This window comes from Rouxiella sp. Mn2063, from assembly GCF_049319665.1.
Classification (GTDB): Bacteria; Pseudomonadota; Gammaproteobacteria; order Enterobacterales; family Enterobacteriaceae; genus JBMOUD01.
Genome location: NZ_JBMOUD010000005.1, coordinates 239645 through 253328, shown reverse-complemented (window position 1 = coordinate 253328; position 13684 = coordinate 239645). Strand labels below are relative to the sequence as shown.

Here is a 13684-nt window from a genome sequence, read left to right as displayed (position 1 = left end):
CGGGCCTTTTTTATCGCAAAATAAATCTGAATCAGGCTTCTGGCTTATCTGCGGCCGGTGACGCTTTAGCTTCAAGTTCAGCAATACGCTGTTCCAACGCGATCAGTTTTTCACGAGTACGCAGCAGAACCTGAGTTTGCACATCAAATTCTTCACGGTTTACTAAATCCATGCGGCTAAATTGCGCCTGCAACACCTGACGAATTTTCTTTTCGGTTTCTTCACCGAACTCTCGGATCCCTTTCGGCATTGACTCATGAACCTGGCGGGCAAGTTGTTCAATTTTTTTCGGGTCAATCATGATGTTTACCTTGTTTCAAATGGGGTGCTGGTAACTAGTGTAATCGCTGGCAAGGTTTCTATAAACCTTTGATCCGCGCTTTCAGCGCACAAAGAGTGCATTGCCCAACGGTTTTTTTAGCGTTATAGTTCTCTTGCTTATTCTCAGGGCGGGGTGAAAATCCCCACCGGCGGTAAACCACTAGGAAATATCAGGTGGAAGCCCGCGAGCGCTCAAGTCAGCCAATGGTTTGAGGTCAGCAGACCCGGTGTAATTCCGGGGCCGACGGTTATAGTCCGGATGGGAGAGAGTAACGGTTAGAGTTAGGCAGTAATGCCTGCTGCGTTATTTTATAGTTATAGTGAGCTTCGTGCTGACTATGCTTACCCCCGCAAGATGCCCTGATTCTGGTAATCCATTTATTTTTCATAGTCTTAATGAGGTTATTTTACCATGAATCAGACCCTACTTTCCGAATTCGGTTCACCTGTCGAACGTGTTGAACGCGCGCTTACCGCGTTACGCAATGGCCAAGGTGTGATGGTACTGGACGACGAAAACCGTGAAAACGAAGGCGATATGATCTTTGCCGCCGAAACCATGACCGTTGAGCAAATGGCATTGTCCATTCGTCACGGCAGCGGCATTGTTTGCCTGTGTTTGACCGAAGAACGCCGTCAGCAGCTCGATTTGCCAATGATGGTTGAGCAAAACTCCAGCCACTTCCAAACGGGCTTTACCGTCACGATTGAAGGCGCTGTTGGTGTGACGACTGGCGTTTCAGCAAGTGACCGTTTAACCACTATTCGTGCGGCTATTGCCGATAATGCTAAGCCTTCTGACCTTAATCGCCCAGGGCATGTATTCCCACTGCGTGCACAGCCGGGCGGCGTGTTAACTCGTCGTGGTCATACTGAAGCGACGACTGACTTGGTTTCTTTGGCTGGTTTCAAACCTTATGGCGTGCTGTGTGAGCTGACTAATGACGATGGCACTATGGCGCATGCGCCAGAAGTTGTTGCTTTCGCGAATGCGCATAATATGCCAGTGGTGACGATTGACGATTTGGTTGAATACCGTCAATCACAAACCCAAAAAGCGAGTTAATAGCCTAAAGCTAGATAACAGCATAGCCAGTGAAAAAGGTCGCGTAAGCGGCCTTTTCTATTTTATCCGCTTAACAGGTACTAAAAAGGTATAGATCATTTTCACCTGTGCTTATGAGAAATTGACATTAACCCTCTTCGCTTACTCATTCACTCCTAAATCCCGATCTGTTGCCGGAATATTTTCATCATAACCAATATTCAAAATTATTGAACATCTTCATCACGCTTATCCGCCTGCAACCGATAACAGAAAAGAGTAGTGTGTTTTTATCGCGCAGCCTTGGTATTCATTACGCCGCTGCCTGTTTTCACCCTGGTAAGGAAAATAAAATGACGACCTCGCGGATGCCTGCTTTGTTTTTGGGACACGGTAGTCCAATGAATGTGTTGCAAGACAATATCTATACGCAAACCTGGGCTAAGTTGGGGGAAACCCTACCTCGTCCGAAAGCCATTCTGGCGGTGTCTGCGCATTGGTATACCCGCGGAACGGCCGTTACGGCGATGAGTAATCCTAAAACCATCCATGATTTTGGTGGTTTTCCTCAGGCGCTGTTTGACGTTCGTTACCCGGCACCGGGTTCGCCAGAGTTGGCCAAACAGGTGCAAGAGCTGTTGGCACCGATTAAGGTGATCGCCGATACCAGTGAATGGGGATTTGACCACGGTTCCTGGGGCGTATTGGCAAAGGTATATCCATTAGCGGATATTCCGATGATCCAATTGAGTATCGATGGTACACAGCCTGCTGAATACCACTATCAAATTGGTAAGAAGCTCGCGGCATTACGTGAACAAGGCGTGTTGATCGTGGCCAGTGGCAATGTGGTACACAATTTACGTATGATGAGACGTGGCGAAGGCGACGACGCGCCAGCTTATCCTTGGGCTACGGCGTTTAACCAATATGTGGTTGATAATCTTGATTGGAAAGGCGAGGCCAAAGATCACCCGCTGGTTAACTTTATGCAGCATGAAGCGGCAGAATTGTCGAATCCATCGCTAGAGCATTATCTGCCATTACTTTATGTGTTGGGAAGTTGGGATGGGGAAGAGGCGATTTCTCTGCCAACTAATGGTATTACAGGCGGCTCGCTGAGTATGCTGTCAGTGCAGTTAGGTTAACGTGAATTCGGTTCACTGAGGCTAACGCAAGAAAGAAAACGGATAATGAGGCGGCCTCATTATCCGTTACCAGTTAGAAATCAGCGTCTGCTTGCTGAGTATTATCCAGCAAGATATGCGGGTAGAAGCGCGAGAGATCTTGAGTGATCAATTCTCTATCCTCACGAATACCGATGCCAGCAGGTTGATCGTTTATCAGCCAGCTACCGATCAGCGTATAGCTATCGTTAAAACGTGGCAAAGGATGGAACTGCTGCACGATCATGCCTTCTTCGCCGTAAGGACCGTCAACGCTTGCCACTTCCTGGCCTTTCTCGATAATGCGAATGTTGGCACCTTCGCGTGAGAACAGCGGCTTAATCACATAGTGATCCATCTGTGGATAGGCATCTTCGGCAAAATAGGATGCCAGCAGATTAGGATGATTTGGGAACATTTCCCACAGCAATGGCAACAGCGCTTTGTTGGATAAAATCGCTTTCCAGGCCGGTTCAAGCCAACGTACACCCGCATCTTCAAGCTTAGTGGAGAAGGTTTCGCGGAACATGAATTCCCAAGGATACAGTTTAAACAGATTGCTGATCACCTGATCCTGAGGATCGGTAAACTGACCGCGTTCGCCTAAGCCGATCTCTTCAATAAATAGGAACTCCGTCGCCAGATCCGCTTCATGCGCGCAATCTTGCAGATATTGCACGGTGCCGCGATCTTCTTCTGTATCCTCGCAGCAGGCTAGATGCAGCAGTGAAAAACCGAACTGGTTTTTCAACTCGGCAAAACGGTCGATCAACTTTTCCTGCAGGCTATTGAACTGATCAGAATGCGCCGGCAATTTCCCCGATTTGACCTGATCTTCGAGCCATAACCATTGGAAAAAGGCTGCTTCGTACAATGACGTCGGCGTATCAGCGTTATTTTCTAGAAGCTTAGGAGGACTGATGCCGTCATAAGCTAAATCCAGACGTGAATACAGCGAAGGCTGTTGGCTACGCCAAGAGCTTCTGACGAATTCCCAGCAGTGCTTAGGGATGCGGAATTTGGTCATCAACGCGTCGTCGTTGACCACGCGCTCCACCGCTTTTAAACACATCTGATGGATGTCGGCGGTAGCATCTTCCAATTCTTCTATCTGCGCCAACGTAAATTCATAGTAGGCGTCTTCACACCAGTAAGGCTCGCCATACATGGTGTGAAAATTAAAACCAAATTCAGCGGCTTTTTCTCGCCAGTCTGGGCGCTCAACCAGATTAATACGTTTCATGCATTAGCCGCCCATACTGCGAGAGCCAGAACGGCTAGACGAGGACGCCGCGCTGCGTTGCATGGTGTTTTGTTTCGCAACACTTTCACCAAAACCACCGCGGGTGATGGTTGAAGTGGTTGCCGGTTTTGGTGCCATCGCCGTTTTTGGCACGTTCATGCTGCGGCCAGTTGTCGCGGGACCATAGCTCTTACCCGTGGCATCAACGAATTTTCCGCTTGCCGCGTTACCCGCATTTTTGGAAGTGAAAAGTGGCTGCTGAGCATAGCCTGCGCCGCCGCTCATCATTCGGCCCATCATAAAGCCTGCCATTAACGGCATCCACGAGCTGCCGCCGCTGTGTGACTCGGCAGACATTCCCGCTTGTGCAGGAACTTGAGTACATTGTGATTCGCCAAACTCCGCCACGCAATCAGCCTGGCTTGCATATTTAGGGGCTGTTTTCACCGCTTCTTGCTTCGCTGCATTAAAAGAGGCCGCGCACTGAGCGCTATTTGATGGATTGGCTTTAGAGCAATCATCGGCATTTTGATAAAGCGAGACAGTTTCGTCACTTTGTTCACAAGCGCTGAGCATAAATACGGCGCTAACCGCTAAAGCAACAGGGGTAAGGCGCGAGCTACGCCACGTTTTACGGAAGGTCGCTAAATTAATATTTTTTGTCCGTTTCATCGATTTCATCCCATTTATTGGGCTTTGTCGCCCTTTCCCAGAAGTTACAAAATGTTAACCGTGTAAGAATAGGGGAAAGACGCTCATTATTAAAGCGGTAATAGCAATAGTTACCGGACTTTACGTTAGCGGAGGGCATACTGTGATAGATGCCTGGCTATTGGGAGAAAACTGCGTCGAATTTAGGGAAAAGTGAGGGCTATTTATTCGCGAGTTATTGGAGGTTCGAGGGATAAATGGTTTGAGTCTGTCATTAATGACGGGAAGCTAGCACATGAGTGCTAACTCCCCGTAAAACATTAGTTCTGGAACGGATTGCCGCTTTTTTTGCTGCTCGTTGTAGAACCATGTGCTGCCGGAGCACGCACGCTGGTTTTCTGAGTATGAACAGCTTTAGGCGCTGAACCTTGTGCATTGTAACCATCAGCAGAAGCATCTTGCTGAGGATTTTCAGGAGCAACTTGATCAGGAGACGTTGCCACTTCTTTACCCAACGCACCGTTGAGCGCCAATAGGTCGTTTTCGTTTAACGTCCCCAATGCTGATTTGATATTCAGCTGGTTGATCAGATAATCGTAACGTGAGTTAGACAACTGCTGTTTAGCGTTATACAGCGTCGTTGTAGCATCCAAAACGTCCACAATGGTACGAGTACCGACTTGATAACCGGCTTCCATCGCATCCAATGAGCTTTGCGCAGAGACAACCGCTTGTTTAAACGCGCTGATGCTGCTGATTGACGCAGAGATATTATTGAATGAAGAGCGCACCGTCTGGACAACCGAACGATGTGAGCTTTCCAACTGTTCGCTGGCACTCACAAAGTTGAACTGTGCTTGTTTAACTTGTGAAGACACTGAGCCACCACTGTACAACGGCAGGGAGAAGCTCAGGCCAATCTTGTTTTGACCAGCATCGCTGTCAGTAAAGGTAGTACCTTCACCGGTTTTAGAACCGTTATAACGAGTATTAGATAACCCGGTAGACGCCGTCAGGCCGATGGTTGGTAGATGGCCATCCTGGGCAAAACGAATCTGTTCGCGAGCTAAGTCCTGTGACAAACGCGCAGACAACAGGCTCAGGTTACGGTTTTCTGCTTCTTTCAGCAGGCTATTAACCGGCTCTGGGCGTTGAGTCCCGAAGGTTGCGATATTCAGCGACGCCAAGTCTGGGTAGAACTGTCCAGTTACCTGACGCAGTGATTCCAACGCGTTATCCAGGTTATTACGGGCAGTCACTTCATTTGCCAGCACGCTGTCATATTGTGAACGGGCGTTTTGTACGTCAGTAATTGCCACCAGGCCAACGTTGAAACGCTGAGTGGTTTGATCCAATTGACGATAAATTGCCTGTTTTTGTGCTTCGGTATAAGACAATGAGTCAATCGCACGCAAAACGTTGAAATAGGCAGTCGCAGTATTCAGAATTAAGGTCTGCTGTGCAGTCTGGAAAGTAACGTCTGAAATACCGGCAGTTTTTTCCTGCAGGGTCAATGCACGCCATTTAGACATATCAAACAGAGTTTGTGTCAGCTGCAAGGAGGCGCTCGAGACGTTGCTATTCACATTATTCGCATCGCGGTAGCCGCCGGTATAATTATAATCGGCACCTAAACCAAGTTGCGGTAACAGCGGGCTGCGCGATTCGTTGATCTTTTCAAATGCAGCATCACGTGTTGCTGCAGACGCACGCAAATCTGGGTTACTTTCCTTGGCTTGCTGATATACCTGCATCAGGTTTTCAGCCTGGCTTAACGCACTGTAACCGCCGAGGCTAAGTCCAATGAGTAGGGAGAGCAGTTTCTTCATTTGCATTCCTTGTAGTGCAACAATGTTGTTATGTTAGCGCTTACATTCAATAAATAGACGCAGATTCTAACAGATAGTAGCAGACGAGCGAGGTGACTTAATGTGCCATGCTAGCTGAATTCATCTTAATCTGTCACAAATTATCTTGAATATTATGAACGTTTTTCCATCTAATTGGTCCACGCGGCGGCAATTTATTCTTTAATCATCGGCCGAGGAAAGAGATTTCATGAGCAAATATCAAGCATCACCGGTAAGTTTCGGCAAAAATGATGTAGAAATTATGGCAGAGAAGACCGTTTACAAAGGTTTTTTCTCCATGAAGTCTTATCGGTTTCGTCATCGTTTGTTTAATGGACAAATGAGCGGCGAAGTGGTGCGTGAGGTTTTTGAGCGCGGTCATGCTGCAGTTCTGCTACCTTATGATCCTGTGCGCGATACTGTGGTTCTACTAGAGCAACTGCGTTTCCCAGCTATCGAAAGCAGTAACACGCCTTGGTTACTGGAGATGGTTGCCGGTATGATCGAAGAGGGCGAAACAGTTGAAGATGTCGCCAGGCGAGAAGCGCAAGAAGAAGCGGGCATTAGCGTTAAACGTTGTAAGCCGATGTTGAGCTATCTTGCCAGTCCGGGTGGGACCAGCGAGCGCCTGTCTATCTTGGTTGGGGAAGTGGACTCCACAACGGCGCACGGGATTCATGGTTTGGAATCAGAAAATGAAGACATCCGAGTACATGTGGTTAGCCGGGAACAGGCTTATCGTTGGGTGGAAGAAGGAGCGATAGATAATGCAGCGTCAGTGATTGCTTTGCAGTGGCTGGCCTTGCACCACGACTCTTTAAGAAAAGAATGGGCTAAAGAATGATAAAGCGTTATGTACCTGACTTCCCTGAAATGATGAGGGTATGTGAGACCAACTTTGCACAACTTCGCCGCCTGCTACCGCGTAATGACGAAGTGGGTCAAATGGTCACTTATCAGGTAGCGAGCGCTGTCTATCAGCTAACGATCCTCGAATCGACGCGCTATACGTCGTTGGTAGAAATCAAGCAAACCGCGCCTGCTGTTAGCTATTGGAGTCTGCCATCGATGACCATTCGTCTATACCACGATGCTATGGTTGCCGAAGTGTGTGCTAGCCAACAGATATTTCGTTTCAAGGCACGCTATGATTACCCCAATAAAAAGTTGCATCAACGTGATGAAAAGCATCAAATTAACCAGTTTTTAGCGGATTGGTTGCGCTATTGTTTGGCGCATGGAGCGATGCCTGTTCCGACTTGTTAGACAGACTTAAATAACAAAGGACGCCATTTGAATAGCCTGTTCACGTTGCCTTTGGCTGATGGGGCCAAAGCCAGGATATTACAGATTACCGATACTCATTTGTTCGCCAGCAAAAATGATACGTTGTTAGGTGTAAACACCTTTCGCAGTTATCACGCTGTGCTGGATGCTATTATTGCTTCGCAGCGCGAGGTTGATCTTATCGCAGCAACGGGCGATTTGGCCCAAGACCAAACACTGGGAGCCTATCAACACTTTGTTGATGGAATAGACCAATTGTCCACGCCTTGTGTTTGGCTACCCGGTAATCATGATTTCCAGCCCGCGATGGTTAAGGCATTAGCACAGACAGGGATCCATCCCTCTAAACAGGTATTGTTGGGAGAGCATTGGCAAATCGTCTTGCTTGATACCCAAGTGCCCGGCGTGCCTCATGGTGAACTGAGTGAGCAGCAATTCGAATGGCTGACGCAATGTCTTGAACAGTATCCTAAGCGCTTTACGTTGATTATGTTGCACCACCATCCGCTGCCTTCAGGATGTACCTGGCTTGATCAACATAGTTTAAGAAATGCTCATACGTTGGCGACGTTATTACAACATTATCCACGCGTCACCACGTTATTGTGTGGGCATATCCACCAAGAGTTAGACCTTGATTGGCATGGTAAACGGATGTTGGCGACACCTTCTACCTGCGTGCAGTTCAAATCTCATTGCACCAATTTTACGCTAGATACGCTTTCTCCAGGCTGGCGTTATCTTAACCTGTATCCTGATGGTCGTGTTGTCACCGAAGTATGCCGCCTTGATAGTGATGAATTCCGCCCTGATAGTGATTCGGAAGGTTATTAATGGATACCTTGGTTTATCTGCATGGATTCAATAGCTCACCGCAGTCGGCTAAAGCCACCGCGTTGCAAGCTTGGTTGGCGGTTAATCATCCACATATTGCGATGATTACGCCACAGCTTGCGCCGTATCCTGCCGATGCTGCAGAGCAGCTTGAAACGCTGATTATGAACAAATCTGGTGCGCGACTTGGCCTTGTTGGTTCATCTCTTGGTGGTTATTACGCCACCTGGTTATCACAATGTTTTATGCTGCCCGCAGTGGTAGTAAATCCTGCCGTGAGACCCTTTGAGTTATTGGTTGACTATATTGGGCCTAATCAGAACCCCTACACTGGTCAACAATATGTGTTAGAGTCTCGCCATGTTGACGATCTGAAAGTCATGCAGATCGAACCTTTAGAGTCACCCGATTTACTGTGGTTACTCCAGCAAACCGGCGATGAGATCCTCGATTACCGACAGGCCGTGGCGTATTACACCTCGTGTCGCCAAACGGTTGAGCCAGAAGGCAACCATGCCTTTGTCGGGTTTGAGCGTTATTTCTCGCAGATTGTGGACTTCCTCGGGCTGGCGTCGGAATAAATCATGCGGGTTGTCTCTTTGATAGTGACAACTGTAGCCGCCGAACTCCCGTAATTCACAACACAATCGTTAGCCCACAACTTATGAGCCACGAATTAATAAACGATGAGCCAATCAACTTATAACGCCGATTCGATTGAGGTCCTCAGCGGTCTTGAACCTGTGCGCCGCCGTCCCGGCATGTACACCGATACTACCCGACCAAACCACCTTGGGCAGGAAGTTATTGATAACAGCGTCGATGAGGCGTTAGCCGGTCACGCACGTCGAATCGAAGTCATTTTGCACGCCGATCAATCTCTGGAAGTTATCGATGATGGTCGCGGTATGCCAGTCGATATTCACCCTGAAGAAGGTGTGCCAGCGGTTGAGCTGATTTTTTGCCGCCTGCATGCTGGTGGTAAATTCTCTAATAAAAACTACCAATTCTCTGGCGGCCTGCACGGCGTAGGGATCTCAGTAGTCAATGCCTTATCCACGCGTGTCGAAGTGTCAGTGAAACGCGGTGGCGAAGTCTATGAAATGGCCTTTGAAAATGGCGATAAAGTGCAGGATTTAACGGTAACGGGGACGTGCGGTAAACGTAACACCGGCACCAGCGTGCACTTTTGGCCAGATGCCAGCTTCTTTGATAGCCCACGTTTCTCCGTCAGTCGCCTCAGCCATTTGCTAAAGGCCAAAGCGGTACTTTGTCCGGGCGTCGAGATTATTTTTAAAGATCAGGTAAACAATACCGAACAGCGCTGGTGTTATCTGGATGGTTTAACCGATTACCTGATGGAAGCGGTTAACGGATTGATCACCTTGCCAGAAGCGCCATTTGTCGGTGCGTTCGCCGGTGATACCGAAGCGGTAGATTGGGCACTGCTATGGCTGCCTGAAGGTGGCGAGCTACTGACTGAAAGTTACGTTAACCTGATCCCGACGATGCAAGGCGGCACCCACGTCAATGGTTTACGTCAAGGCCTGTTAGACGCCATGCGTGATTTCTGTGAATACCGCAATATCTTGCCACGTGGAGTGAAACTCTCGGCTGAAGATATCTGGGATCGCTGTGCTTACGTGCTGTCAGTGAAAATGCAGGACCCGCAGTTTGCTGGCCAAACGAAAGAGCGTTTGTCATCGCGCCAATGTGCTGCTTTTGTATCTGGCGTGGTAAAAGATGCTTTCAGCCTGTGGTTGAATCAGAACGTGCAGGCGGCCGAGCAGCTAGCGGAGCTATGTATTTCCAGCGCCCAGCGTCGTTTGCGCGCAGCTAAGAAAGTCGTGCGTAAAAAATTGACCAGCGGCCCGGCATTACCAGGTAAGCTGGCAGACTGTACGTCGCAAGATCTCTCCATGACTGAACTTTTCTTGGTAGAAGGTGACTCAGCAGGTGGATCGGCCAAACAAGCGCGTGACCGTGAATATCAGGCGATCATGCCGCTCAAAGGTAAGATCCTTAACACCTGGGAAGTCTCATCTGATGAAGTGTTGGCCTCGCAGGAAGTGCATGATATTTCGGTAGCGATCGGCATTGATCCAGATAGCGAAGATCTGACGCAACTGCGTTACGGTAAAGTTTGTATCCTCGCGGATGCGGACTCCGATGGTTTACACATTGCTACGTTGCTGTGTGCGCTGTTCGTGCGTCACTTCCGTTCATTGGTTAAAGGTGGTCACGTCTATGTTGCGATGCCGCCGTTGTATCGTATCGATCTAGGCAAAGAAGTGTATTACGCGCTGGATGAAGAAGAGAAAGCCGGTGTGCTGGAGCAGCTTAAACGCAAAAAAGGCAAACCGAACGTTCAACGCTTCAAAGGGTTGGGTGAAATGAACCCATTACAGCTGCGTGAAACTACCTTAGATCCAAATACTCGTCGTCTGGTGCAATTAACCATTAACGATGAGAACACTGATGAAACCTTGCGGATGATGGATATGCTTCTCGCCAAGAAACGTTCCGAAGATCGCCGCAACTGGTTGCAAGATAAGGGTGATACAGCGGAGCTTTCAGTGTAGACCGACACTGAGGGGCGGTTTTGTAAAACCGGCAACGGTGGATGTTTCGGCTTCTCAAATATAGTGTCCAATTTGGCATTGCAGCCTAAGCCGCTTCAAGGGGAGAGGCGCTCCCCTTGAAAATCCCGCGCCTTTTAATGGTGTGATAGCGGATTCCAATTAGGCCATGTTTCAGATGCCGCAGCGACAGGCGCAAATGTCGCTGCTCCGCAGTGCCTTCCGTCGGGATTCGGACTCACTCAATAAACACTTCGCGATTTCTCACCACTCCTTCAGCGCCATTTCGAGCGCGCCACCAACCTTTTAACGTCAAAAGCTAAACAGCCTTTGAATTTGACCTTAAAAGCCGCCAAGCGCACTCAAAATGCCACCGGTGGAGTGGTGAAAGACAATGGAGTTATCGTTGGCTTGAACCCGGAGGCGGGGAGCCTGGAAGGCTGGCATTTGCGCGATAACGGAAGCTTCTGAAACATGGCCTCCGCTGGATACGGGGTTGAAGTGACAAAGGGCGTGGGATCGCGAAGGGGGGGCGCCTCCCCCCCTTGGCTCGGTTTCGGCTGTGGAGTTGCATTGAACACAGATATTAAGAAACCGAAAAATTCACCGTTCTGGTTTTACAAAACCGTATCAAGCACGGTCATGACTTAATAAACAATGACCAGTTTCCCCTGCATATGTCCTTCCAGTACTCTTTCGTGTGCAGTACGGATACTTTCCACTGTCAGCCCTTGTAATGTGTCGCTTAGCGTAGTCTGTAGCGTTCCGGCATCAACCATATCGGCGACTTGTTGCAGGATCTCACCTTGTACTGCCATATCCGGGGTCTGGAACATACTTCGGGTGTACATCAGTTCCCAATGCAGGGCTGCACTTTTAAGTTTTAAGGCGCTCATATCCAGCGGCGCTTCGTTTTCTACGATGGTGCAGATATGGCCTTGTGGAGCGATGAGTTCGCCAATGGCGGCCCAGTGTCCGTCGGTGTCATTCAGGCAAAAAATGAAATCGACCTGTTCGATACCGTGTTTAGCGAGCTCGCCTTTGAGATCTTTATAGTTCACCGTTAAGTCTGCACCGCGTTCAATGCACCAAGCGGCAGATTCTGGGCGGGAAGCGGTAGCGATAACTTTCACCTTACTGCGTTGAGCAGCAAAGGGGATCGCTAAAGAACCGACGCCACCGGCACCACCGATGATTAACAGCGTTTTCTCGGTATCTGCATCCTGAATTTTCAAACGTTCAAACAAACCTTCCCAAGCGGTCAGTGCGGTCAACGGCATGGCGGCGGCTTGCGCCCAATTCTGGCTGCGTGGTTTATGCGACACAATACGTGAGTCGATCAATTGCTCTGTCGCATTGCTACCGGAACGAGTGATATCACCGGCGTACCAAACTTCATCTCCTGCTTTAAAGCCTTTCACCGCGCTGCCGGTAGCTTTGACGATGCCGCTGGCATCCCAACCCAGAATTTTCAGTGCCTGCAGGCCGTTTTTCTGTGCGCCTTTATGCACTTTAGTATCGACTGGATTGACGGAAACGGCTTTGACCTCAACCAGCAGATCGTATTCTCCAATGGCAGGCCGTGGCAGTTCGATAGCGATAAAATTAGCGGGTGATGTTGGGTCGATGGCAATAGCGTGAATAGTCATGATTGGACACTCCGGGACAGTCAGTAATAGGTTTTTAAGATGTAGTTGAGTGTAGTCTCGATAAATAGAACTGATAAGATGGACAATAGATAACAAAGTGTTCGTCTAAGGTGAACAATCATGTTTAAACAGCTACAGGATATGGCGTTATTTGCGCTGGTGGCAGAGTGTGGCAGTTTCACGCAGGCGGCAAATCGCGCCAAATTACCTAAATCTAGCGTCAGTCAGCGTATCAGTCAGCTCGAACAGGCGGTGGGATTACGCTTATTAAATCGTACTACGCGTCAGTTAAATTTGACCTTCGCGGGTGAGCGCTACCTGGTGCACTGCCAAGAGATGCTGCAGGCCAGTGAGCGTGCCGAGCTGGCGATCCGCCGTTTACGTGATAATCCGAGCGGCCGCCTGCGGATAACCAGCCCCGCTGGGCTAGGTGCAACATTATTGGCCCGAGTAAACGCCGAATTCACCCAGCGTTATCCCGAGGTTTCACTCGAAGTCTCGGTATCGGATGCGATGATTGATTTGGTACAGGAAGGATTTGATGTGGCGCTGCGTACCGGCAAGCCACATGATTCTTCCTTGATTGGTCGACGATTGGGGGAATCACCTCGCTATCTGCTGGCTTCACCCGATTATTTAGCGCAGCATCCGGCAATAGAAACCCCGCAACAGCTAGTGTTGCACCGTTGCATTGCTCATCGGGCATGGGCCGAGTGGTCGTTGACCTATGGTGATAGTTACTATCGTTGGTTGCTACCGGCGGGGCACACCACTGATAATTTATTGTATGCGCGCGAATGTGCGATTGCAGGCGCGGGGATCACGTTGCTTCCAGCATTTCTTTGCCATCAAGAAGTGCGAGCAGGGCAGTTGGTGCAGGTTTTACCGCAGTGGGAGGCGCAGAGCAATGATCTGTATTTGGTTTACCCCAGCCGTAAGCTCAACTCGCCAGCCTTGGCCTGTTTTATTGATTTTATGCTGGATGAATACGCGTTTTCGGACAGCTACACTAAAGCATTACAGGGATAGGCGATAAAAAAAATGGCCCGGATATCCGGG

14 protein-coding genes and 1 riboswitch are annotated in these 13684 nt (G+C 49.1%); of the genes, 9 read left to right on the top strand and 5 right to left on the bottom strand.

Going from position 1 to position 13684, the window contains the following annotated elements:
- Positions 1–31: 31 nt before the first annotated feature.
- On the bottom strand, positions 32–301 hold the full coding sequence (gene ubiK, locus ACL9RG_RS10510) for a ubiquinone biosynthesis accessory factor UbiK (protein ID WP_422792551.1): 270 nt from the start codon (positions 299–301) through the stop codon (positions 32–34).
- Between the two features lie 135 nt (positions 302–436).
- Positions 437–596, top strand: a riboswitch (FMN riboswitch).
- A 137-nt stretch (positions 597–733) separates the two neighbouring features.
- Here ubiK and ribB point away from each other — a divergent pair.
- Positions 734–1387, top strand: coding sequence for a 3,4-dihydroxy-2-butanone-4-phosphate synthase (gene ribB, locus ACL9RG_RS10505; RefSeq protein WP_422792550.1), 654 nt, complete (start codon positions 734–736; stop codon positions 1385–1387).
- Between the two features lie 332 nt (positions 1388–1719).
- Complete coding sequence (gene ygiD, locus ACL9RG_RS10500) at positions 1720–2514, top strand: 4,5-DOPA dioxygenase extradiol (protein WP_422792549.1); 795 nt, start codon at positions 1720–1722, stop codon at positions 2512–2514.
- 73 nt (positions 2515–2587) lie between these two features.
- Here the strand turns inward: ygiD and ACL9RG_RS10495 are convergent, their stop codons facing one another.
- The 3 genes from ACL9RG_RS10495 to tolC all read right to left on the bottom strand — a co-directional run bounded on the left by ACL9RG_RS10495 (position 2588) and on the right by tolC (position 6255).
- Positions 2588–3775 carry a glutathionylspermidine synthase family protein gene (locus ACL9RG_RS10495; RefSeq protein WP_422792548.1) on the bottom strand — a complete coding sequence of 396 codons (1188 nt, stop codon included), beginning with the start codon at positions 3773–3775 and terminating at the stop codon, positions 2588–2590.
- A gap of 3 nt (positions 3776–3778) precedes the next feature.
- Entirely contained in the window at positions 3779–4447 is a 669-nt protein-coding gene (locus ACL9RG_RS10490) for a DUF1190 family protein (RefSeq protein WP_422792547.1), read from the bottom strand.
- Between the two features lie 299 nt (positions 4448–4746).
- A complete protein-coding gene (tolC, locus tag ACL9RG_RS10485; RefSeq protein WP_422792546.1) occupies positions 4747–6255 on the bottom strand; it encodes an outer membrane channel protein TolC in 1509 nt (502 codons plus the stop codon).
- 229 nt (positions 6256–6484) lie between these two features.
- Between tolC and nudF the strand changes: the two genes are divergently transcribed.
- The 6 genes from nudF to ACL9RG_RS10455 all read left to right on the top strand — a co-directional run bounded on the left by nudF (position 6485) and on the right by ACL9RG_RS10455 (position 11447).
- Positions 6485–7120, top strand: a complete 636-nt coding sequence (gene nudF / locus ACL9RG_RS10480; RefSeq protein WP_422792545.1) for an ADP-ribose diphosphatase — start codon at positions 6485–6487, stop codon at positions 7118–7120.
- Positions 7117–7542 carry a DUF1249 family protein gene (locus ACL9RG_RS10475; protein WP_422792544.1) on the top strand — a complete coding sequence of 142 codons (426 nt, stop codon included), beginning with the start codon at positions 7117–7119 and terminating at the stop codon, positions 7540–7542. Before nudF ends, ACL9RG_RS10475 begins: the two co-directional genes overlap by 4 nt.
- Positions 7543–7569: 27 nt before the next feature.
- The gene (gene cpdA / locus ACL9RG_RS10470) at positions 7570–8397 is read left to right on the top strand and encodes a 3',5'-cyclic-AMP phosphodiesterase (protein WP_422792543.1); all 828 of its coding nucleotides are present in this window, start codon (positions 7570–7572) and stop codon (positions 8395–8397) included.
- On the top strand, positions 8397–8978 hold the full coding sequence (yqiA, locus tag ACL9RG_RS10465) for an esterase YqiA (RefSeq protein ID WP_422792542.1): 582 nt from the start codon (positions 8397–8399) through the stop codon (positions 8976–8978). The genes cpdA and yqiA overlap by 1 nt, the downstream gene beginning before the upstream one ends.
- Before the next feature lie 105 nt (positions 8979–9083).
- A complete protein-coding gene (parE, locus tag ACL9RG_RS10460) occupies positions 9084–10979 on the top strand; it encodes a DNA topoisomerase IV subunit B (RefSeq protein WP_422792541.1) in 1896 nt (631 codons plus the stop codon).
- Between the two features lie 327 nt (positions 10980–11306).
- Positions 11307–11447: a hypothetical protein gene (locus ACL9RG_RS10455; protein WP_422792540.1), complete on the top strand. Its 141-nt coding sequence runs from the start codon at positions 11307–11309 to the stop codon at positions 11445–11447.
- Between the two features lie 176 nt (positions 11448–11623).
- Here ACL9RG_RS10455 and ACL9RG_RS10450 read toward each other — a convergent pair whose 3' ends face one another.
- Positions 11624–12625 (bottom strand): zinc-binding alcohol dehydrogenase family protein, encoded by a 1002-nt coding sequence (locus ACL9RG_RS10450; RefSeq protein ID WP_422792539.1) that lies wholly within the window; start codon positions 12623–12625, stop codon positions 11624–11626.
- Positions 12626–12745: 120 nt separating this feature from the next.
- Between ACL9RG_RS10450 and ACL9RG_RS10445 the strand changes: the two genes are divergently transcribed.
- Entirely contained in the window at positions 12746–13654 is a 909-nt protein-coding gene (locus ACL9RG_RS10445; RefSeq protein WP_422792537.1) for a LysR family transcriptional regulator, read from the top strand.
- The last annotated feature ends 30 nt before the right edge of the window (positions 13655–13684 follow it).

What these genes read in the sequence shown, in the direction of transcription:
- tolC (WP_422792546.1), bottom strand. Translation starts at nt 6,255, where the DNA reads ATGAAGAAACTGCTCTCCCTACTCATTGGACTTAGCCTCGGCGGTTAC.
- ribB (WP_422792550.1), top strand. Translation starts at nt 734, where the DNA reads ATGAATCAGACCCTACTTTCCGAATTCGGTTCACCTGTCGAACGTGTT.
- ACL9RG_RS10495 (WP_422792548.1), bottom strand. Translation starts at nt 3,775, where the DNA reads ATGAAACGTATTAATCTGGTTGAGCGCCCAGACTGGCGAGAAAAAGCC.
- parE (WP_422792541.1), top strand. Translation starts at nt 9,084, where the DNA reads ATGAGCCAATCAACTTATAACGCCGATTCGATTGAGGTCCTCAGCGGT.
- ubiK (WP_422792551.1), bottom strand. Translation starts at nt 301, where the DNA reads ATGATTGACCCGAAAAAAATTGAACAACTTGCCCGCCAGGTTCATGAG.
- ACL9RG_RS10450 (WP_422792539.1), bottom strand. Translation starts at nt 12,625, where the DNA reads ATGACTATTCACGCTATTGCCATCGACCCAACATCACCCGCTAATTTT.
- ACL9RG_RS10475 (WP_422792544.1), top strand. Translation starts at nt 7,117, where the DNA reads ATGATAAAGCGTTATGTACCTGACTTCCCTGAAATGATGAGGGTATGT.
- ACL9RG_RS10490 (WP_422792547.1), bottom strand. Translation starts at nt 4,447, where the DNA reads ATGAAACGGACAAAAAATATTAATTTAGCGACCTTCCGTAAAACGTGG.
- nudF (WP_422792545.1), top strand. Translation starts at nt 6,485, where the DNA reads ATGAGCAAATATCAAGCATCACCGGTAAGTTTCGGCAAAAATGATGTA.
- ygiD (WP_422792549.1), top strand. Translation starts at nt 1,720, where the DNA reads ATGACGACCTCGCGGATGCCTGCTTTGTTTTTGGGACACGGTAGTCCA.
- yqiA (WP_422792542.1), top strand. Translation starts at nt 8,397, where the DNA reads ATGGATACCTTGGTTTATCTGCATGGATTCAATAGCTCACCGCAGTCG.
- ACL9RG_RS10445 (WP_422792537.1), top strand. Translation starts at nt 12,746, where the DNA reads ATGTTTAAACAGCTACAGGATATGGCGTTATTTGCGCTGGTGGCAGAG.